Origin of the sequence: Salegentibacter sp. (assembly GCF_036568425.1) — a bacterium.
Classification (GTDB): Bacteria; Bacteroidota; Bacteroidia; order Flavobacteriales; family Flavobacteriaceae; genus Salegentibacter.
Window position 1 is genome coordinate 25,772 of the sequence record NZ_DATCSO010000077.1, and the last position, 20,754, is coordinate 46,525.

Below are 20,754 nucleotides of genomic sequence, written 5' to 3' on the forward strand. Positions count from 1 at the left end.
TTTAATAAAAATCATTTCGGCAGCAACAGCATTCACATATAATTATGAGTAAAACCATTATCATTTCCAACCGATTACCCTTACAAATAAGCATTGAAAATAACAATCTTGAAGTAACCCCAAGCGTAGGAGGACTGGCCACAGGCCTGAAATCTTTCCATCGTGATGGCGATAGTATCTGGATTGGCTGGACGGGGCTTACAGAGGAAGAAATCCCTGAAAGCCTTACCCAGGATGTTAAGAAAAAAGCCCGCGAGGAAGCTTGTGTTTCTGTAAACCTCACTGCTGAAGAAATAGAAGGCTTTTATTATGGATTTAGTAACAGGACCATCTGGCCGCTTTTTCATTATTTTATGGAATATTCGGAAGCAGAACAAAGCTTCTGGGAAATTTATAAACAGGTTAATCAAAAATATGCCGATGAAGTATTGAGACATTACCAGGAAGGTGACCAAATATGGGTTCATGATTATCAACTCTTACTGGTACCGAATATGATTAGAGAAAAAGCACCTGAAGCAATTATTGGTTTTTTTAATCATATCCCATTTCCTTCCTATGAAGTGTTCAGAACTCTCCCCTGGAGAGAAAAGGTTCTCGAAGGCATGCTTGGCGCAGACCTTATTGGTTTTCACACCTATGACTATGAACGTCACTTTTTAAGTTCTGTAAGCAGGATATTGAGGCTACAGGTAGATTTTAATGAAGTAACTCTTCCCGATAGAATTGTTAAGGTAGATTCTTTCCCAATGGGTATAGATTACGAAAAATTTGAACAAGCAGCCCTAGACCATTTCGAGAATACTTCTGAAGATAAATCAGATCTTCAAAACAGGTTGGATCAACACCTTAAAACCACCCCTGATGCTAAACTTATCCTGAGTATCGACAGGCTCGATTACACCAAAGGTATCGCTAACAGGATAAGAGCCTTTGAATATTTTCTGGATAGAAATCCTGAATATGTTGAAAAAGTAAGATTAGTAATGCTGGCGGTTCCCTCCCGCTCCAATGTTCCCCAATATCAGCGATTAAAACGGGAAATAGATGAACTTGTAGGCCGTATCAACGGGAAATTCTCTACTGTTAACTGGACTCCTATCTGGTATTTTTATCGATCTATGCCATTTGAAAATCTCATAGACCTTTATACCTCGTGCGATGTGGCCTTACTTACACCAATTAGGGATGGAATGAACCTGGTGGCCAAAGAATTTGTTGCAACCCGAACCGACCATACTGGAGTACTTATTTTAAGTGAAATGGCCGGCGCATCCCATGAAATGAATGAAGCAATTTTAATCAACCCAAACAATTTCGAACAAATATCTGAAGCATTACAACTAGCTTTAAAAATGCCGAAAGAAGAACAGATACAACGTAATAAAATGCTCCAGAAAAGACTGAAGCGATACAGTGTAGAAAAGTGGGCAAATGATTTTATGAAAGCTTTAAAAGACACCAAAGAAAACAGAGATGCCTCCCAATCCATAAGAATCTCTACCAAAGTATCTTCTGAAATACTAGATACCTATAAAAAGGCAAAACGTCGTATTCTCTTCCTGGATTATGACGGCACCCTGGTAGATTTCACTGATAAACCAGAAGATGCCAAACCAGATGAGGAGTTGCTTGAGTTAATTTCAAAATTGAACAAAGGCCACAAAACCAATGTTGTCCTCATAAGCGGCCGGGACAAACACACTCTTGGAAACTGGTGGTTAAAAAACTCGGTAGAACTCATCTCTGAACATGGAATTTGGATGAGGAAACAAAACAGCGAGTGGGAACTTTCTGAAAATGTAAAGAACGACTGGATGGAAGCAGTACGGCCGGTAATTGAAAACTTTGTAGACCGCACGCCGGGAACATTTATTGAAGACAAGAATTATTCTCTTGCCTGGCACTACCGCAAAGCCGATCCGGAACTGGGAGAAATGAGAGCCAACGAGCTTTCAAGTGTTTTAAAAGAGCTCATCTCCAATCATGGACTTAGCGTACTTGAAGGAAATAAAGTTCTCGAAATTAAAAGTAGTGATGTAAATAAAGGCAAAGCTGCCAACAAAAAACTGATTGGTCAGGACTATGATTTCATATTTGCTATTGGGGATGACTGGACCGATGAATATCTATTTAGAGAACTCCCGGAAGATGCCTATACCGTAAAAGTCGGAATTAAAAATACCAGTGCACAATATTATGTGGAAGACACCAAAAGAGTAAGAGATATCCTCAAATTATTTGCTGAACATACTTAATCCAGCAAGTGTTAAAATCCTTGACATTTGCCAAAAAAGTTTATATCAAGCTTAACTCGCAAAATATGGCTAGAGCTTTAATTTGAAGTAATTTTATCTTTCGAGAAATTATAAATCAAAAATAAAAATTAAGACCCATGAAATCAGGAAAAATGTTATTAGGATTATTGTCAGGTGCAGCTGCTGGTGCTGCTATAGGATTGCTTTTCGCCCCTAAAAAAGGTGTTGAAACACGTAAAGCAATTACTAAAACCGGAGACGATTATCTGGAAGGAGCAAGAAAGAATTTCAATGAATTTTCCGATTCTCTAAGCCATAAGGTAGACGCCTTAAAATCCAAAACCAAAGCAGGCCTTACCAGCTCGAAGAGCGAAAAAAAAGTTAATGAAGCTAAGGCTGAAATCCACGAGATGAAAGCCAGCTAATTAGGTTTTTTGAACAAAATATAATAAGCTCCGGTTATCCGGGGCTTTTTTTATGTTTTAAACTTTAATTTTTTAAAATAGTCTAAACTTTCTGTACTTTAGGGATCTAAATTTTTATATCCTATGATTTCCAAAACAACTCTGGGCATTGCGTCCCTTTTAACTCTTTTTATTACAATACAAAACATCTCGGCCCAGCAAACCGATGAACGTATTTACCAGATTATCGAAGAGGTATCGGCTGAACGTATAGAAAGCGATATCAGGACTCTGGCCGGTTTCGGAACCAGGAACACCTTCAGTGATACCGTTTCAGAAACCCGTGGCATTGGTGCGGCCAGAAGGTGGGTGAAATCTGAATTTGATAATATTTCTTCCCAATGCGATAATTGTCTTGATGTTTTTTATCAGAAAGATTTTGTTACTACCGAGGATGGCGATCGTGTGCCTCACGATGCCTGGGTAGTAAATGTGGTTGCCATTCAGAAAGGTTCAAAATATCCAAATCGCTATATTATTATGAGCGGGGATATAGATTCGCGAAATTCTGATGGAAGTGATTTTGAAGGCGACGCCCCTGGTGCGAACGATAATGCCAGCGGAATGGCCGGAACAATTGAGGCGGCGAGAGTTCTCTCGAATTACGATTTTGAAAGCAGCATTGTTTATGTAGGACTCTCAGGAGAAGAGCAGGGATTATTTGGCGGGCAGGGCCTCGCTCAGTATGCTAAAGATAATAACTGGGAGATTATAGGAGTTTTAAATAACGATATGATTGGAAATATTGAAGGTGTTGATGGCGTGATAGATAACCGCAGTTTTAGAATTTTTTCTGAACCCGTGCCTCAAACAGAAACTGAAAGGGAAAGAAATATGCGTAGGTATTATGGTGGTGAAGTTGATGGAATTTCCAGGCAATTAGCCCGGTATGTTCATAAAACAACCCAGACTTATATGCCGGAGATGAATCCTATGATGATCTATCGCCTGGACCGCTTTGGTCGAGGCGGACATCACAGACCTTTTAACGATCTTGGCTTCGCGGGAATACGAATTATGGAAGCCCATGAAAACTATAACCGTCAACATCAGGACTTAAGAACAGAAAATGGCATTGATTATGGCGACGTGGTAGAAGGCGTTAATTTTGATTATGCAAAAAAACTTACTGCAGTAAATGCAATCAATATGGCTTCTCTTGCCTGGGCACCTCCTGCTCCAAACAATGTCGAAATTGGAGGTATTGTAGCTCCTTCTACAAAATTGCGATGGGAAAAAGTCGATGGTGATATTGCCGGTTACAAAATTTACTGGAGAGATACCACAGCTCCTCAATGGCAGCACTCGAGATTTGTGGGGGATGTAAATGAGTTTACTCTGGAAGGTATTGTTATTGACAATTTCTATTTTGGAGTTGCTACAGTAGGAAAGAATGGTCACGAAAGCGTGGTTGTTTTTCCTTCCGGCACGTTTAGATAATATAGACCAAAATTAAGAATTAAAGGATGTCTTTACAGGCATCCTTTTTTTTGTGCTGTTAATAGCTAATTAACAATTCTTTGGGCAAATCTTAGTAAGGTATAGGCCGTCATTTCCTTAAATTTAAGCTAACTAACCATAAACCTCTGTAAAATGGCAGAAATTAAAATTGAAAAGAAACGACCGGTATGGCCATGGGTCATTCTGATAATAGTCATCCTGGGGATTCTCGCCTATGTCTTCCTTTATACTGACATTTTTATTGAAGACACAGATAATACAGATGATATAGAAGAACTTAATGACAACACCACTATGTACAATAGTCAGGATAAGGAAATAGGTTTTCCGAAGCGGAAAGCTTGATTTCTTAATCCATAAAAAACAGAATTATGAGCAAGAAAAAGCATAAAGAAAAACATTTATATTACCTCAGCGAATTAAAGGATTATAAAGTAGCCGGTGGTTATCCTGATATCCGGGGCTGGGCAGTGAGAGATGCAGACAAGCGTGTTATCGGAAAAGTAGATAACTTATTAATAAACAGAAATCTTGACCGCGTGGTATATCTGGATGTAGATGTAGATCAAACGATTATAGATGCCAGGCATGATCCCTATGGCACCCCGGCAGATCCAGAAATAAAGGAATTTGTGAATAAAGATGGACAAAACCATTTGATCATTCCTGTTGGATTAGTTGAACTTATGGAAGACGAAAAGTTTGTTTATACAACCCGTATCAATCATCAAACCTTTGCTGAGACCAAACGTATAGAAAAAGGGGCACATTTAAGTCGGGATTACGAAAAAGCAGTTTTAAGTTCCTATAATCGGGACAAGGAACCTCTTGAAGATTCACATGTAAAACATAGGAAAGAAGAAGAATATGCAGATAATTCTGTATCGAACCGGTGGGATGATGAGCACATTGTGGAAGATGAAAATTATGACCGGGAAATAAGTAAAAGACGACCAGGTGACATATTCTATGATCGGGAAGAATTTGATGGAGCTAACTACCGAAAAGATAATTGATTGCTGCTAATTGATAATAAATTCTGAAAAGTGGAAGCCCGTATAGTTTTCTCTTTTCAGAATTTTTTTAGTCTATAAGCGATAGCTGAATACGCTTTTTATCCTTATCCACCTCAAGAATAGTAACTTCAATCTGCTGGTTTAATTTTACGACAGTATTTACATCACTAACAAAATTATTGGCCAGTTTAGAAATATGAATAAGGCCACTTTCCTTAATCCCAATATCCACGAAACATCCAAAATTGGTTATATTATTAACAATCCCAGGGAGTTTCATACCTGCGGAAAGGTCCTCTATAGTTTTAACAGATGCATCAAATTCAAATTTGCTTAGTCCCTTCCTGGGGTCTCTACCCGGTTTTTCCAGTTCAGAGAGAATATCATTTAAGGTAAGCAAACCAATATTTTTGGTGATATAGTGTTCCAGGTTTATTTTCTGAATAATTTTCTGGTTACCTATAAGTTCTTTTGGTTTTAAGTGATGGTCCCTGGCCATCTTCTCAACAATAAAATAGCTCTCAGGATGGACTGCAGAATCATCAAGTGGGTTCTCAGCATTTTTTATTCTTATAAATCCAGCAGATTGTTCATAGGCTTTTTCACCGAGCCTCTGTACTTCTAGTAATTCTTTCCGGCTTTTAAATGCACCGGTTTTATTTCTATGTTCAATAATATTCCTGGCCAGAGACGGCCCTATTCCGGATACATAAGAAAGTAATTCCTTGCTGGCTGTATTTACATTGACCCCAACTTTATTTACGCAACTCATCACCACCGTATCCAGTTTTTCCTTGAGCATTTTCTCCTCCACCTCGTGTTGATATTGTCCCACACCAATAGAACGTGGCTCTATTTTTACAAGTTCAGCTAAAGGATCCATGAGTCGTCTTCCAATAGAAACTGCACCTCTCACCGTAATATCATATCCTGGAAATTCTTCTCTCGCAAGCTTTGAAGCGGAATAAACCGAAGCACCAGCTTCATTTACCATAAAAACAGAAACTTCGCGACTTAGACCGGCTTTCTTAACAAACAATTCGGTTTCCCTGGCAGCGGTCCCATTACCTATGGCTATGGCTTCAATCTTATAAGCATTTACCAAAGTCCTTATCTTAGCAGAAGCCTGACTAATTTGTTTTTGGGGAGGATGCGGATAAATGTTCTCATTATACAACAAATTCCCTTGTCTGTCCAGGCAAACAACTTTACACCCTGATTTGAACCCGGGATCAATGCCCAAAACCCGTTTGGCTCCAAGCGGCGGGGTCATTAGTAATTGCTCCAGATTAGAAGCAAAAACCTCAATAGCAGTACGGTCTGCTTTTTCTTTTGCAAGCTTCAGAAATTCGGTAGAAAATGAAGGTTTTAAAAGTCTCTTATAAGCTTCCCCGACCGCAAGTTTGATATGCTGAACCGAGAAAATGGAAGCCTTCTCTTTGAGAACACTCTTTTGGATTAATTGAAGAGCCTGGTCGTTATTCACTTCTGCCTTCAGCTTAAACAGTCCCTGCTTTTCGGCACGATATACCGCGAGAAATCGGTGCGAAGGAATTCGGTTAAGCGACTCATCAAGATTAACAAAATCGGAATATTTACTATTTTCTAAATTTTCTATTTCCTTCTTAATCGGTTTTACAATTATTCTGGCATTCCGGGAATACAATTGTCGGAGCCTGCGACGGAGAAAAGTATTTTCATTAATCCATTCAGCAATTATATCTCTTGCTCCGGAAAAGACTTCCTCTTCATTCTTAAAATCTTCTGATATAAATTTAGCGGCAAGGCCGTTGGAATAACTAAGGTTTTGCGCCATCAACTTCTTTGCCAATGCTTCAAGACCTCTTTCCCGGGCAATATCGGCCCTGGTCTTTCTTTTCTTTTTAAAAGGCAGGTACAGGTCTTCGACTTCAGAAATAGTGCCGGCATTATCAATTTTTTCCTTCAGTTCTAAGCTTAGTACTCCTTGTTTTTCTATAGATTTGAGTATACTATTCTTTTTTGCGTCTAAATCCTGGAAGCTTTTAAAGAGGTTTGCGATTTGTTCTACGGACTCCTCATCAAGATTTCCGGTAGCCTCTTTGCGATAACGGGCTATAAATGGAATACTCGCCTCTTCTTTTAATAAAGTTATAGTATTAGCTATACTTTTCTCCGGCAGACTTAACCGGGCTTTTAAAAATTCTTGTAATTGCAAATACGGAAAGTTTTAAGTGAAGGCAAATATAAAAATTAATTGATGCCTAAAGCTTTGGAATGATTTATCGCCCGTTCACTATCTTTAAAATAACAGGTAGAAACATGTAAACTTTCCAAATTCTTCAGGAGTTCTATAATTTTTTTCTTCTTCTTGTTAGTTGTCTGGCGTATATAAACCGCTTTAATATTCTCTGGGAATATCTTACAGATTCTTTCATAGATCGCCGGATCTTTTTGGGAATCGTCTCCCAGCAACACATATTTCAAATTAGGATAAAACGAGATTATATCCTTGATCTTTTCAAATTTATGATCGTGAGAACCGCGACCGGTTAATAAAAAATCTGAAATCCCGGTTTTTATTTTTTTCAATTTAATTACCGCTTTCGGCAATTGGTGCATAACCGCAAATTCATGGATAAATCCGTATAAATTCCATTCGCTACTGGAAACGTAGAAAAACGAGTTGGAAGCTTGTGCTTCATCCTGTCCTGCGAGACTTAAATACTGGTAGTGTTCAACAACATCATCAAATATTTTTCGCTTATTGATATTTCTAAGCAACAGAACATAAAGCTTTTTAAAAAAGTTATTGGAATGAGAAATTAGGAAAGTGTCATCAATATCGGTTATAATAGCCAGTTTACTTTCATACGGTTTTAAAATCTCCCCGCTTTCCACTATTCCATACCCATTAAATTCGGCACTAACTTCATAGGTATGCCAGCCACTATCAAGCCTTTCATTAAATGGCAGGTTAAACCTGAAATATCCATCATCCAGGGTTTTGGTGACTACTTCTTTATTTTTAAATTTTAGCCTGATCTGGATATTTTTAAGCGGCTTTATACGGAACATTTGAAATACAGAAACTGCATGTCTTAATCCCCTGCGATCCATACGATAACGATCGGGGGCCAGAGATTTAAATAAGTGCCCGAAGACCACGAGCTCCTGCTCATTAACATAACCGCGATAGAGTTTGAGATCAAGTTTCAAAATTTTAGACTTTAAAAAATTTGGTTTCGTCCAAATTAATTAATTTTAAATTTATTAATCAGTGGTATGGAAGAAAATAAGCAGATCTTATTTATAGTTAATCCAGTTGCCGGAAATCTTAATAAAGATCAACTTATAACTGAAGTTAAAAAAAACATTGCAAAAACAGGTTCTGAATGTGAATTATATAAAACCTGTGGAAAGGAGGATGCTGCTAAAATTAATTCACTTATAGCCAGGTTACGGCCCTCCCGGGTAATAATTGCCGGTGGAGATGGGACTATAAAGATGGCGGCAGAAATTCTGGCCAAACTTGATATTGCACTTGGGATAATTCCGGCAGGTTCAGCCAACGGCCTGGCTTTTAATTTAGGCCTTACTATTTTACCCCTATTCCGTCAAATCGAAATTGCACTTGGCGAAAACTTTAAAAAAATAGATGTTCTCGGTATAAACGGTGAATATTGTTTGCATATGAGTGATTTTGGAGTAAATGCCGAATTAATTAAGAATTACCATCAATCCAACATACATGGCAAATTTGGATATTTATTACATTCTATCCCTACACTAATTCGAAGTAAATACCCATTCGAATTTGAAATAAATACCGAAAAAGCCAGTTTTAAGAAAAAAGGAATTTTACTCGCTTTCGCTAACTTCCAAAAATACGGCACCGGGGCCAATATTAACCCTCACGGAAAGCCCGATGATGGTATTTTTGAAATAATTGTTTTCAAGGAGTTTGATATTCTCGAAATTTTTAAGACTCTGAGAAATGAAGATAACCTGGATCCCGAATTTGCCGAGATCATTCAGGCTACACACGCGAAGGTAAGATGTTACAGCCCGGTTGCTTTTCAAATTGATGGGGAATACATTGGAGAAAAGGAAGAAATCGAAGTAACTATTATTCCTAAAAAATTAAAAATTGCTGTTCCTATTAATTAGCACCTAATTCGTTATTATTTCAAGCTTGAGTTAGTCGCAATCTCAGGATCTGTTAATGGGAGTGTTGCATTAAGTCTCCGGAACAGGGAGCGCGAGAAGGAGCACATTTCATAAAAAAAGCATATCATAGAAGCTACCCAAAAGAAATTTGATGATTTTGCAGGGACTGCAATCTATGAAGATAAATTAAAACGAATTTTAGGAATCGATTAATCCCTGTGGAGCTGAACTGAAGCCTGATCATGGAATTTGCATTACACAGCAAAGAATGGGGCCAAATGGTAAACAACTCGAAGTTTAAAGATAGGGAGGGTTTCGGGGAAACCCATAAGGGTCATATCGCATTACAGGATCACGGGTACAAGGTTTGGTTTCGTAATATTAAGATTAAGGAACTGGACTAAAATCCATAATTCTTAGTTAAAAAACTACAATCAGTTCAGGCCGGTTGTAGTTTTTTGTTTTCAGTTAAAACCAAATTCCTAAATTTAAAGTAAAATCTAATTTATGAAAACCAAAAAGGTAAATTTTAATAATAAGAATGGCGAAGAATTAATGGGATACCTGGAGTTACCCCACAATCAGGATCCACATAGCTTTGTATTATTTGCACATTGTTTTACCTGTAATAAAAATTTTTTCGCGGCTAAAAATATTAGCCGGTCCCTCGCCTCTGCGGGTTATGGAGTTTTAAGATTTGATTTTACCGGATTGGGAGAAAGCGAGGGGGATTTTTCAGAGACCAACTTTTCAGGTAACATTCAGGATCTGGTTGCTGCTTCTAAATTCTTAAAAGAAGAACATCGGGCGCCTGGTTTGCTCGTAGGACATTCCCTGGGTGGCGCAGCAGTTTTGTATGCTGCAAAACTAATACCTTCTGTAAAAGCAGTAGCTACCGTTGCTGCACCTTCAACCATACAACACGTAGAAGGTTTGCTTAGGAGTAATATTGAAGAAATCGAAAAAACCGGAATTGCCAATGTTAATATTGGCGGACGCTCATTTAAAGTAAAAAAGCAGTTTTTAGATGATATTCGGGAACACGATCTCAGTACCTATTTAAGCGATCTAAAAAGAGCTCTCCTCATCCTGCATTCACCGCAAGACCGAATTGTAGGCATAAAAAATGCCGAAGAACTATATGTGGCTGCAAAGCATCCCAAAAGCTTTATTTCCCTTGATGGCGCAAGTCACCTAATGGAAGTTGAAGAAGATGCAGTTTACGCCGGAAATACAATCGCGACCTGGGCCCAAAAATATCTAAAAATTGAGGAAAAAATCCTTCCTGAATCAAAAAGTGATGTAGTGGCCAACCTGGGCAGCACTGGTTATACTACTCAAATGAAAGCCGGGAGGCATCATTTTATTGCCGATGAACCCGTAAAAGCCGGTGGCAATGATTATGGTCCTACCCCCTATCAGTTAATATCGGCCGGATTGGCTGCCTGTACCTCGATGACTCTCCATATGTATGCAAGAAGAAAGAAATGGCCGCTGGAAAATGTGGAAACCCACGTTACTTATTCGCGGGAGCACGCCAGAGATTGCGATAATTGTGAAGATAAAACCTCTAAAATAGATACTTTTAAAAGGGTAATCCAAATAAAAGGTGATATTGATGAGAAACAGAAAAAAAGGTTATTGGAAATAGCAGATAAATGCCCCGTTCATAAAAGTTTAACCAGCGAAAATCATATCCCTACATCTCTAAAAAATTGACCTCAGAGATAGATAAGACCGCCATAGCTCTACCCTGACCAATGTTAAGCTCTCCTTAAATCTTTGGTGAACAATTGGAATAAGGCTAATTTAGGACTGTTAAATCTGAAAACCAATCAATAGATTATGAAACGTATTAGTTTATCATTAGTAATTTTTGCTTCAATAGCAATTATCGGATGTAAAAACGATAAAAAAGAAGAAGACAAGACTACAACCGACTCTGAAATGAATTCTACAATGGAAGACATGGAAGAGGAAAATGAAATGAGAAAAGCAACTGCAACAATGAGTCCAAGTAACAATAGTGAACTTGGGGGTGAAGTTGTCTTTACTCAAGAAAACGGGGAAGTTACCATGACAGCTCTTATAACGGGGCTTCCCGAAGGAGAACATGCTATCCACATTCACGAAAAAGGAGACTGTTCTAAAGAAGATGGCTCTTCGGCCGGAGGTCACTGGAACCCTACCGACGAAAGACATGGAAAATGGGGTGACGCTGAAGGATACCACAAAGGTGATATCGGGAACTTCACAACCGATGCTAATGGTAACGGGACTGTAACTATGTCTACAGATGAATGGTGTATTGGCTGTGGTAATGAAGAAAAAGACATTCTAGGTAAAGCGATTATCGTGCACGATGGCGTTGATGATTTTACCTCTCAGCCTTCAGGAAAAGCCGGTACGAGAGTGGGATGCGGAGTTATAGAAGAACAGGAATAGCCTTTTCCAACAACTATAAAATTTAAAGCGGCTTTTGCCGCTTTTTTTCAATATAAAACTTAAATACTATGAATATTTTTGAAGCTCTTTGGCAGGAACACGAAATCCAAAGGGAATTAGTAGATAAACTCATAAAAATAAACACGGGGATACTGAGGAAAGAAAAATATTTTTGAGCAACTGAAACATGAACTCAAAATACATGCTGATGTCGAAGAAAGGCATTTCTATGTGCCTCTTATGAAGAAAGTACCTTCCCCAGGAAAAAGCTCGGCACAGCGTTGCCGAGCATCACGATAGGGATGAACTGATCGAAAAGCTGGAAGACACAAAGATGGATGATTGAAACTGGCTAAAATTAGCAAAAGAGCTTGGACCTATTGTTATTCATCATTTGGATGAAGAGAAGCACAAGGTTTTTCAAATGACACGTAAAGCCTTCACAGACAACCAAATATCTTCCCTTGCTGAAGATTACAATAAGGAAATTAGAAAAACGCGTTAAAGAAAATGTATCTAATCAAAAAAAGCCGGTCTGATTTAGACCGGCTTTTTTGATTAAATTTCCTCTTTATCAATTTTCATATTTCGTTCATACCCTTTGAAAGGTCTTATGATCAACCTGGCCGCTTTATCAAAATTTATGTAATTGTAAACCCAGTTAAAAAAAGTTACCAGGCGGTTTCTGAAACCGATTAAAAACCAGAGGTGTACAAACATCCATACAAACCAGGCAGTAAAACCCGAAAATTTCATTTTTCCCATATCTACTACTGCCCTATTACGACCTATGGTAGCCATTGTTCCTTTATCCCGATATTCAAATGCTTCGAGCTGCGCTCCTTTTATAAGTCTTTTTAAATTCTTGGCCAGATGTTTACCCTGTTGAATTGCAGGTTGTGCTACCATGGGATGCCCTTTAGGATACTCTTTGGTTTGCATTAAGGCAATATCTCCAATAGCAAAAACATTTTCATAACCATTTACCTGATTAAAGACGTTTACTTCATACCTATTAGCTTTTTCTACCAACGCCGAAGCATTTAAACCCTGTACGGGAGCACCCGTTACTCCGGCTGACCAAATAAAGGTTTCTGTTTTTAATTGAAGGTCGGTATTGGTGGTAACCAGGTGACCGTCATAACTTTCTACCATCGTATTTAAATGAATATGTACTCCCAATTCTTTTAAAAACCGATGGGCTTTCTTTGATGCATTTTCACTCATTGGGGGCAAAACCCTGTCCAGGCCTTCAAGGAGATGAATATGCATTTCTGTAGGATCTATATCCGGATAATCTTTTGGCACAATATGGTTACGTAATTCGGCAATTGCGCCACTCAATTCTACTCCGGTTGGCCCTGCTCCTACCAGCACGAAATTCAGAAGAGCTTTTCTCTTTTCAGGATCATCGGTAATAACTGCCTGTTCAAGATTCTCGAGAATTAAACTACGAATATTCAAGGCCTGCGGAACAGTCTTCATCCACATCCCGTGCTCTTCAATACTCTTATTTCCAAAGAAATTGGTTTTAGAACCGGTTGCGATCACCAGATAATCATAGGCCAAATCTCCAATACTGGTAGAAATGCTATTTGCTTCAGCATTGATACTATTCACCTCGGCCAATCGGAAAATTGCCTTTTTACTATTACGGGTGATTTTTCTAAGAGGATAGGCTATAGAATCTGGTTCCAACCCCGAAGTAGAAACCTGATATAATAATGGTTGGAAGGTGTGATAATTGTGCCGGTCTAAAATTACAACTTGCAGATCTTCCTTAAGTAAAATTCTTGCCAATGACATTCCGGCAAAACCTCCACCAACAATAACCACTCGGGGCGACTCAGTTCTCGGTATATTCATAGATACTGGTTTTAACCAAATTTACTTTTTCTATTAGTTTAATTGAAAAATATACCTCCCGTTAACGATACTTTATAGTTTTTTGTAACATTGTGTCTAAATTACCTACCTATATGAGCTAAGCATTTCCTGTGGATAAAGAATTAGAACATCAGTTTATAACCAATTTAGAGAAGCATCAGAATATTGCGCACAAAATCTGTCGTATTTATACTAATGATCAGGATTCCCACAAAGATTTATTTCAGGAAATAACCATTCAGCTCTGGAAGGCCTATCCCAAGTTTCGGGGAGAAGCTAAATTTAGCACCTGGATGTATAGAGTAGCTCTCAACACGGCTATCACCTTGTACCGTAAGAAAAAAAGAGGCATTAAAACTCAGGATTTCGATTCGGTGCATTTCAAGATTAAAAGTGAGGAATATGACGGGGAAGTAGAAGAAAACTTAAAACTGATGTATGCCGCAATTAGTGAACTCAATGATATTGAAAAGGCTCTTGTTTTTCTTTATTTGGAAGAGAAAAATTACCGGGAAATATCAGAGACTTTGGGTATCACAGAAGTTAATGCCAGGGTAAAGATGAACAGAGTGAAAACAAAATTAAAAAGCATAATAAATCCGTAAGGAAATATGGATGAACTTGATATATTAAAAAAAGACTGGAAACAACAGGAGGCATCGCTTCCTAAGCTTTCCTATAATGAGATCTATAAGATGCTATGGAAGAAATCTTCTTCTATAGTGAAGTGGATTTTTATCATCAGCATTCTGGAACTGCTGTTCTGGGGGGTGCTCAACATTTCCCTTTCAGATGGAGAATTCTGGAAGAGAATGGAGGTTATTAATTTAAAGGAATTTACTGTAATAGTTTATATTCTAAGCTATGCAGTAACATTCTACTTTATTTACCGGTTTTACCGGAATTACAAAAAAATATCTAGTACCGATGATGCCGCTACCCTGATGAAGAATATTCTAACTACACGTAAAACAGTAAAATATTATATAGGTTTTATTATTATCTCTACTGCCCTTACTTCTTTGGTATATGCCTATTTCACAATTTTTCATCATGCCGCTACTACTGAAGTAGAAAACGTTGCCAATTATAGCTTTACAGTAACGCAATGGCTTATTCTAAGCGGAGTTTTAATCTTTAGTATAGGAGTGTTTTTAGGAATAATCTGGCTTTTCTATCGGCTTATTTACGGTATTCTTTTAAACCGGCTTAATAAAAATTATAAGGAATTAAAGAATTTAGAGGGATAAAAAAAGCGCCAATTGGCGCTTTTTTTATCCCTCTATTTTATTGTTTAGCTCCCCATTCCTTTAAAGAGTCTTTGTTCATTTTTACATAATCCTGGTTTCCGGCTTTTTCTGCCGCTTCCAGGGATTTTTTCGCTGTCGCGATAGCCTTTTCTTTTTTTCCAAGGTCGGCTTCAATAAGAGATTTTCTTCTTAGTACCCAATAGGCATTATTCCCCATCTCTACAGATTTATTGATCCATTCATAGGCCTGCTCCAAATCTTTGTTGATATCGTGATAATAACTGGCAGCTGCAAAATAGTCCCCTGCTCCCGGACCATTCATAACTTTTTCAATACTCGCCATAGCTTTGGCCTCTGTAGGCACATTAAAAGTTAAGCTCGCCACTGTTGTGTCCCACCAAAAATTAAGAGCAGCAGAATTATAATGGAGATCATCTATTAAAATAGTGAAGGTTTCCATTTCAAAAGGAAGTTCCATTACTTCAGCCGTGGCTTTAAGCGCTACTTTTTCCTCATCCCATTCTACGGGATTTCCCCAGTTAGAAGCATCAGAATAAAATATAACCTCCCATTGCTTTTCCTTAGGAATGGTATAAATAGCGTAAGTTCCTGCTTTTAATTCATTCCCTTGAATAGTAATATCATCACTAAAAGTTATTTTAGTATTCTCGTTGGCCCCGGTACGCCAAACTTCACCGTAAGGCACCAAATTTCCAAAAATTTCACGATCTCTCATTCCGGGACGGGAATATTCTAAAGTAACATCGGTAAGCCCAACTTTTTGTTCGATTTTAGTGAAGGGGCTCGGTTGTGGAGCCTGTACCTGGGCTTGAGTTGCACTCATAATACCGGCGGTACATAGAAATAAAAGTAATTTTTTCATGTCTTTTAGGTTAATTAGTTTACTCAAATATAGGCAGAAAAGCCTTAGCATCCATAATTTCCATATTTGTATTTTGTTTAACTTTAATTATTTTACTTTAAACAAAATAGTCTTTAATTTTGTAATAAAATTTTAGCTAATGAAAATCTACACTTTAAAGTCGGTACAAAAACTGCCCATCGGTCTGGAGGAGGCCTGGGAATTTCTCTCGAGTCCGGGAAATTTAAAAACTATTACTCCAGATTATATGGGGTTTAATATTCTTTCGGGTGCAGATCGTCCAATGTTTCCGGGGCAAATTATTCAATATATAGTTACTCCCGTTGCAGGAATAAAAACCAAATGGGTAACCGAGATCACACACGTAAAGGACAAAGAATATTTTGTAGACGAGCAGCGATTTGGGCCATATGCTCTTTGGCATCATAAACATTTTTTAAAGGAAATCCCGGGTGGCGTAGAAATGGAAGATATTGTAGATTATAAATTGCCTTTCGGAATTTTAGGTCAAATGTTTCATCCTATTCTGGTTGCCCCAAAACTTAAAGAGATCTTTAATTACAGGCAGAAGAAACTCTTAGATCTCTTTGGTGATTTTGATAAGCCAAAGACTAAAAATTCAAAGCTTAAACAGGATATTTTATCTTAAACTAAATCATATAACTTATGAAAAGAAATATTTTACTCATTGGCGGATCTAAGGGAATTGGTCTAGAAATCGCGAACCAACTCGTTAAAGATAACAAGGTAATTGTCGCTTCAAGAAGTAAAGGAAAATTAAAGGACGCTGTTGAACATTTAGAATTTGATGTTTTAAAAGATAATATTGAAAATTTGGAGTTGCCGGAAGAAATCCACGGCCTGGTATATTGCCCCGGAAGCATTAACCTGAAACCTTTCAAAATGCTAAAACTCCAGGATTTTGAGCAAGAACTTAACCTGAATTTTTTAAGTTTGATAAAAGTAGTTCAGGGCATTATGCCGAAATTAAAAAATGCTGAAAACCCAAGTCTGGTGTTTTTTAGCACCGTGGCCGTTAAGGTTGGAATGCCTTTTCATACCAGTGTTGCTGCAGCAAAAGGTGCCATTGAAGGTTTTGCGAAATCACTGGCAGCTGAGTATGCTCCTACAATACGCGTGAATGTAATAGCTCCTTCATTAACAGATACTCCCCTCTCTGAAAAATTATTATCCAACGATTCCAAAAAGGAGAAGATGAGCGAAAGACATCCATTAAAAAGAGTTGGAACCACAAAAGATATAGCCAATGCAGCTGCGTTTTTATTAAGTAAAGAAAACAGTTGGATTACCGGCCAGATTATTGGCGTTGATGGCGGACTCTCAACTTTAAATATTTCGTAAATGAATAAAGAAGTGAATATTTTCTGGTTTAGACGTGATCTTAGATTAGATGATAATATTGGTTTTCTCGCAGCCTTAAAATCTAAAAATCCAGTTCTGCCAGTTTTTATTTTTGATACTGAAATCCTTGATAAATTACCTGAAAATGATGCCCGGGTAACTTTTATTCATGGGCAGCTTCAGCAAATGCGCAAGGATCTTCAGGACGATTGTGGAAGTTCTATCGCAATATACCACGGAAAACCGAACGATATTTTTCAGCAATTAATAAAGGAATATAAAATTGCTGAAGTATTCACCAATCACGATTATGAACCCTACGCTATAAAAAGAGATAAGGAAATAGCCGATATACTTTCTGAAAATAATATCGGGTTTCACACTTTTAAGGACCAGGTTATTTTTGAAAAAGATGAAGTAGTTAAGAAAGACGGCAATCCCTACGTGGTGTATACACCCTATATGAAAGTTTGGAAAGAACAGTTTAAATCCCTGGACCTTAAGATTCACTATACCAGTCAATCCCTAAACAACCTGGTAAAAAATTCAAGGTTACCAAATTTAAGTTTAAGTGAAATTGGCTTTAAATTTTCAGTAATAAAAGTGCCCGATTATGATGTCACACCCACTTTGATTCAGCAATATGAAAAAACCCGGAATATTCCCGGAAAAGATGGCACTTCCAGACTTGGCCCTCATCTGCGCTTCGGAACAGTTAGCGTTCGTAAAATGGTAAAAAAGGCCAATGCCGAAAGCAATAAAACTTTTCTTGAGGAACTGATTTGGCGGGAATTTTTTATGCAGGTTTTATATCATCACCCCAATACGCTTACCGAATCTTTTAAAAAGAAGTACGACCGCATTGAATGGCGAAATAAGGAAGAGGAATTTGAAAAATGGAAAACCGGAAAAACGGGTTACCCATTAGTTGATGCGGGAATGCGACAGTTAAATGAAATTGGTTTTATGCATAATCGCGTGCGAATGCTGGTGGGGAGTTTTCTTTGTAAACACCTACTTATTGACTGGCGTTGGGGTGAAGCTTATTTTGCCGAAAAACTACTGGATTATGAAATGTCTTCTAACGTAGGAAACTGGCAATGGGTTGCCGGCAGTGGTGTTGATGCAGCGCCCTATTTCAGAATATTTAATCCTACAACCCAAATCGAGAAGTTTGACAAGGATAAAAAGTACATCAGGAAATGGGTTCAGGAATACGGCACAGAAAAATATCCTGAGCCTATGGTAGACCATAAAGAAGCCCGGGAACGTGCGCTTAGCACCTACAAGCAAGCTCTGAACAATTAATCCTTAAACATCTTACGTGCCTTCTCCAGGTCTTCTGGAGTATCGATCCCGATAGTTTGATGTGTAGTTTCAATCATTTTAATATTCTTGGCATATTCCAGGTAACGTATAGCTTCAATTTTTTCTGCAGCTTCCAGGGGTAACATCGGGAAATTATAAAAATCTATAAGTGCCTCTTTTCGGAAAGCATAGATTCCTATATGCTTGAAGTAGGTAACCCTTGCGTCGGTATTTCGCGGGTATGGTATAGGAAATCTGGAAAAATAAAGGGCAAAATCATTTTTATTGGTAATCACCTTAACATTGTTAGGGTTTGTGATCTCTTCACTTCCGGACATGGCGGTTTTTAATGAAGCAAGGTCAATAATTCCGGCATCATCTTCCCGGAAAACATTTAGAAGTTTAACCAGGCTTTCTTTGTCGATAAAAGGTTCGTCACCCTGCACATTTACCACAATGTCTACGTCCATATCCATTACCGCTTCGGCGATACGATCGCTGCCACATTCATGTTCCTTTTTGCTTTTTATAGCCTTTCCTCCAAAAGACTTTATTTCAGCAAAAATCTCATCACTATCGGTCACTACATAAACTTCCTCAAACAAATTAGTGTTTAAGGCGGCTTCATAAGTTCTTCTAATTACCGTTTTTCCGGCGAGGTCCTGCATAAGTTTTCCAGGGAAACGGGAAGCCTCATAGCGGGCAGGTACCATTGCAATTATTTTAAGTGGGTTGTTCACGGTTAAGTATTTTTAATTTTCAGTAAAAAAATCATCTTTAAAACCAATAAGATACAACTTATCGGTGGCCCGGGTAATGGCGGTATAGAGCCAACGTAAATATTCCTTTCCAACGCCTTCGGGCAGGTAAGGTTGCTCAATAAATATAGTATGCCATTGCCCACCCTGGGATTTATGACAGGTCATAGCATAAGAAAATTTGATCTGTAAAGCGTTAAAGAATTTATTGTTCTTCACTTTCATAAACTTCTTGTATTTAGAAGTTTCATCGACATAATCTTTCATCACCTCCTGGTAAAGCTGGTTGGATTCGTCGTAGGTAAGTGAAGGCGTATTGCTGGTTAAGGTATCCAGCATCACAACGGTTTCAAAAGCACGCATATTTGGGTAATCTACCATTTGCACCCTAACTTCAGCAAAGCGGAAACCATAGAGCTCTTTTATACTAAAGATCTCCAGCACCTTCACAATATCACCATTGGCAATAAAACCTGCTTCTGAACTTGGTTTTATCCAAAAATAATTATTCTTCACCACCATAAGATAATCCCCTGCCGAAATTTCTTCCTCCTGGAAGAGAATGCGCGATCTTATTTGTTCATTATAAAGATTAGCTCTTTTGTTAGATCTAACAATAATACTGGTTTCCTCGTGGCCGAGATTGGAGTAAGACTCCTCTATGGCGTCCATAATTTCATATCCATCCTGCAGCCTTACCACATCGGCTTTTGGACCGAGTTGAAACTTAAAACTCTCGTAAAAGCCATCCTGGAGACATTCTCTAATCCGGGTGGCATTAAGAAGAATATCGCTCTCTTCGGCCTGGCGTACCACCTCATCCAGTTCAATATGCTTTACCTCCTTGTTATACGCAAACTGAAGTTTATCGGCTTCAAGGGCAGGGCTTATTTCCATTTTTACAGGAGGCAATTGTGCGGTGTCCCCAATTAAGATCAACTGGCAGTTATGGCCGGAATAAACATATTGAATAAGATCATCCAGAAGGCTTCCATTCTCCATTAATTTAGATTCGCCGGGAGTATCAGAGATCATCGAGGCCTCATCTACTATAAAAATGCTGTTTTTATGTTTATTAGGCTGAAGTACAAATTGCACCCCCGATCCTCTGGACTTTTTAGGGAAATAAATTTTCTTATGAATAGTAAAGGCTTCCTTTTTGGAATAGTTGGCGATCACTTTTGCCGCTCGCCCGGTGGGAGCCATCAAAATCCCCGATTTTTTAATCTTCCAAAGATTTTTAACCAGGGTACTTATAATGGTGGTTTTACCGGTTCCGGCAAAACCTTTAAGCATAAAAATAGAGTCTTTGGAATTAGAATTTACAAAGTCTGCGAGCTGTTGTAATGCAATGTCCTGTTTTGCCTTTGCGGGAAAACCCAGATCGTCTAAAAGAAGCTTATAAAAACCAGCCGAAGTGAGTTCTTTCATAGGAATTTGTCAAAATTCAAATATAGGAATGGATTTTTAGGGAAGAAACTTTTACGAATAAAAAAAAATTGTAGATTTGTCG

General features: G+C 38.2%; 20 protein-coding genes and 1 pseudogene. 15 read left to right on the top strand and 6 right to left on the bottom strand.

Annotated elements, in window-relative coordinates:
• The first annotated feature begins 44 nt into the window (after positions 1-44).
• The 5 genes from VIM94_RS07485 to VIM94_RS07505 all read left to right on the top strand — a co-directional run bounded on the left by VIM94_RS07485 (position 45) and on the right by VIM94_RS07505 (position 5,199).
• Positions 45-2,258, top strand: a complete 2,214-nt coding sequence (locus VIM94_RS07485) for a bifunctional alpha,alpha-trehalose-phosphate synthase (UDP-forming)/trehalose-phosphatase (RefSeq protein WP_332038671.1) — start codon at positions 45-47, stop codon at positions 2,256-2,258.
• A 137-nt stretch (positions 2,259-2,395) separates the two neighbouring features.
• Entirely contained in the window at positions 2,396-2,683 is a 288-nt protein-coding gene (locus VIM94_RS07490; protein WP_332038672.1) for a YtxH domain-containing protein, read from the top strand.
• A 123-nt stretch (positions 2,684-2,806) separates the two neighbouring features.
• Positions 2,807-4,162 carry a M28 family metallopeptidase gene (locus tag VIM94_RS07495; protein ID WP_332038673.1) on the top strand — a complete coding sequence of 452 codons (1,356 nt, stop codon included), beginning with the start codon at positions 2,807-2,809 and terminating at the stop codon, positions 4,160-4,162.
• Positions 4,163-4,315: 153 nt separating this feature from the next.
• On the top strand, positions 4,316-4,528 hold the full coding sequence (locus VIM94_RS07500; protein WP_332038674.1) for a hypothetical protein: 213 nt from the start codon (positions 4,316-4,318) through the stop codon (positions 4,526-4,528).
• Between the two features lie 26 nt (positions 4,529-4,554).
• Positions 4,555-5,199 (top strand): PRC-barrel domain-containing protein, encoded by a 645-nt coding sequence (locus VIM94_RS07505; protein ID WP_332038675.1) that lies wholly within the window; start codon positions 4,555-4,557, stop codon positions 5,197-5,199.
• 67 nt (positions 5,200-5,266) lie between these two features.
• Here the strand turns inward: VIM94_RS07505 and VIM94_RS07510 are convergent, their stop codons facing one another.
• Both VIM94_RS07510 and VIM94_RS07515 read right to left on the bottom strand, forming a co-directional pair.
• Positions 5,267-7,396, bottom strand: coding sequence for a Tex family protein (locus tag VIM94_RS07510; RefSeq protein WP_332038676.1), 2,130 nt, complete (start codon positions 7,394-7,396; stop codon positions 5,267-5,269).
• Positions 7,397-7,431: 35 nt separating this feature from the next.
• The gene (locus tag VIM94_RS07515) at positions 7,432-8,397 is read right to left on the bottom strand and encodes an App1 family protein (protein WP_332038677.1); all 966 of its coding nucleotides are present in this window, start codon (positions 8,395-8,397) and stop codon (positions 7,432-7,434) included.
• Between the two features lie 66 nt (positions 8,398-8,463).
• Between VIM94_RS07515 and VIM94_RS07520 the strand changes: the two genes are divergently transcribed.
• The 5 genes and pseudogenes from VIM94_RS07520 to VIM94_RS07540 all read left to right on the top strand — a co-directional run bounded on the left by VIM94_RS07520 (position 8,464) and on the right by VIM94_RS07540 (position 11,793).
• Positions 8,464-9,348 carry a diacylglycerol/lipid kinase family protein gene (locus VIM94_RS07520; protein WP_332038678.1) on the top strand — a complete coding sequence of 295 codons (885 nt, stop codon included), beginning with the start codon at positions 8,464-8,466 and terminating at the stop codon, positions 9,346-9,348.
• A gap of 56 nt (positions 9,349-9,404) precedes the next feature.
• Positions 9,405-9,561 (top strand): annotated as a pseudogene (locus VIM94_RS07525) (sugar phosphate isomerase/epimerase); the annotation flags it as partial.
• Between the two features lie 29 nt (positions 9,562-9,590).
• Entirely contained in the window at positions 9,591-9,752 is a 162-nt protein-coding gene (locus tag VIM94_RS07530) for a family 16 glycoside hydrolase (RefSeq protein WP_332038679.1), read from the top strand.
• Positions 9,753-9,855: 103 nt separating this feature from the next.
• A complete protein-coding gene (locus tag VIM94_RS07535; protein WP_332038680.1) occupies positions 9,856-11,067 on the top strand; it encodes a bifunctional alpha/beta hydrolase/OsmC family protein in 1,212 nt (403 codons plus the stop codon).
• Positions 11,068-11,193: 126 nt separating this feature from the next.
• Entirely contained in the window at positions 11,194-11,793 is a 600-nt protein-coding gene (locus VIM94_RS07540; protein ID WP_332038681.1) for a superoxide dismutase family protein, read from the top strand.
• Positions 11,794-12,351: 558 nt separating this feature from the next.
• Here the strand turns inward: VIM94_RS07540 and VIM94_RS07545 are convergent.
• Entirely contained in the window at positions 12,352-13,659 is a 1,308-nt protein-coding gene (locus VIM94_RS07545) for an NAD(P)/FAD-dependent oxidoreductase (RefSeq protein WP_332038682.1), read from the bottom strand.
• A gap of 131 nt (positions 13,660-13,790) precedes the next feature.
• On the opposite strand from VIM94_RS07545, the gene VIM94_RS07550 reads away from it, so the two are divergent.
• On the top strand, positions 13,791-14,285 hold the full coding sequence (locus VIM94_RS07550; RefSeq protein ID WP_332038683.1) for a sigma-70 family RNA polymerase sigma factor: 495 nt from the start codon (positions 13,791-13,793) through the stop codon (positions 14,283-14,285).
• 6 nt (positions 14,286-14,291) lie between these two features.
• Positions 14,292-14,930 carry a hypothetical protein gene (locus VIM94_RS07555; protein WP_332038684.1) on the top strand — a complete coding sequence of 213 codons (639 nt, stop codon included), beginning with the start codon at positions 14,292-14,294 and terminating at the stop codon, positions 14,928-14,930.
• A 37-nt stretch (positions 14,931-14,967) separates the two neighbouring features.
• Here VIM94_RS07555 and VIM94_RS07560 read toward each other — a convergent pair whose 3' ends face one another.
• Entirely contained in the window at positions 14,968-15,813 is an 846-nt protein-coding gene (locus tag VIM94_RS07560; protein ID WP_332038685.1) for a DUF2911 domain-containing protein, read from the bottom strand.
• Between the two features lie 139 nt (positions 15,814-15,952).
• On the opposite strand from VIM94_RS07560, the gene VIM94_RS07565 reads away from it, so the two are divergent.
• From VIM94_RS07565 to VIM94_RS07575, 3 genes are read left to right on the top strand one after another with little or no spacing between them, the layout of a single operon-like run.
• On the top strand, positions 15,953-16,462 hold the full coding sequence (locus VIM94_RS07565; protein WP_332038686.1) for an SRPBCC family protein: 510 nt from the start codon (positions 15,953-15,955) through the stop codon (positions 16,460-16,462).
• 17 nt (positions 16,463-16,479) lie between these two features.
• Complete coding sequence (locus VIM94_RS07570; protein ID WP_332038687.1) at positions 16,480-17,175, top strand: SDR family oxidoreductase; 696 nt, start codon at positions 16,480-16,482, stop codon at positions 17,173-17,175.
• Positions 17,176-18,483 (top strand): deoxyribodipyrimidine photo-lyase, encoded by a 1,308-nt coding sequence (locus VIM94_RS07575; protein WP_332038688.1) that lies wholly within the window; start codon positions 17,176-17,178, stop codon positions 18,481-18,483. It begins immediately after the preceding gene.
• Here the strand turns inward: VIM94_RS07575 and kdsB are convergent.
• Both kdsB and VIM94_RS07585 read right to left on the bottom strand, forming a co-directional pair.
• The gene (gene kdsB, locus VIM94_RS07580) at positions 18,480-19,196 is read right to left on the bottom strand and encodes a 3-deoxy-manno-octulosonate cytidylyltransferase (RefSeq protein ID WP_332038690.1); all 717 of its coding nucleotides are present in this window, start codon (positions 19,194-19,196) and stop codon (positions 18,480-18,482) included. The two genes, VIM94_RS07575 and kdsB, sit on opposite strands and share 4 nt — an antisense overlap.
• 39 nt (positions 19,197-19,235) lie before the next feature.
• On the bottom strand, positions 19,236-20,672 hold the full coding sequence (locus tag VIM94_RS07585) for an ATP-dependent DNA helicase (RefSeq protein ID WP_332038689.1): 1,437 nt from the start codon (positions 20,670-20,672) through the stop codon (positions 19,236-19,238).
• Positions 20,673-20,754: the final 82 nt, after the last annotated feature.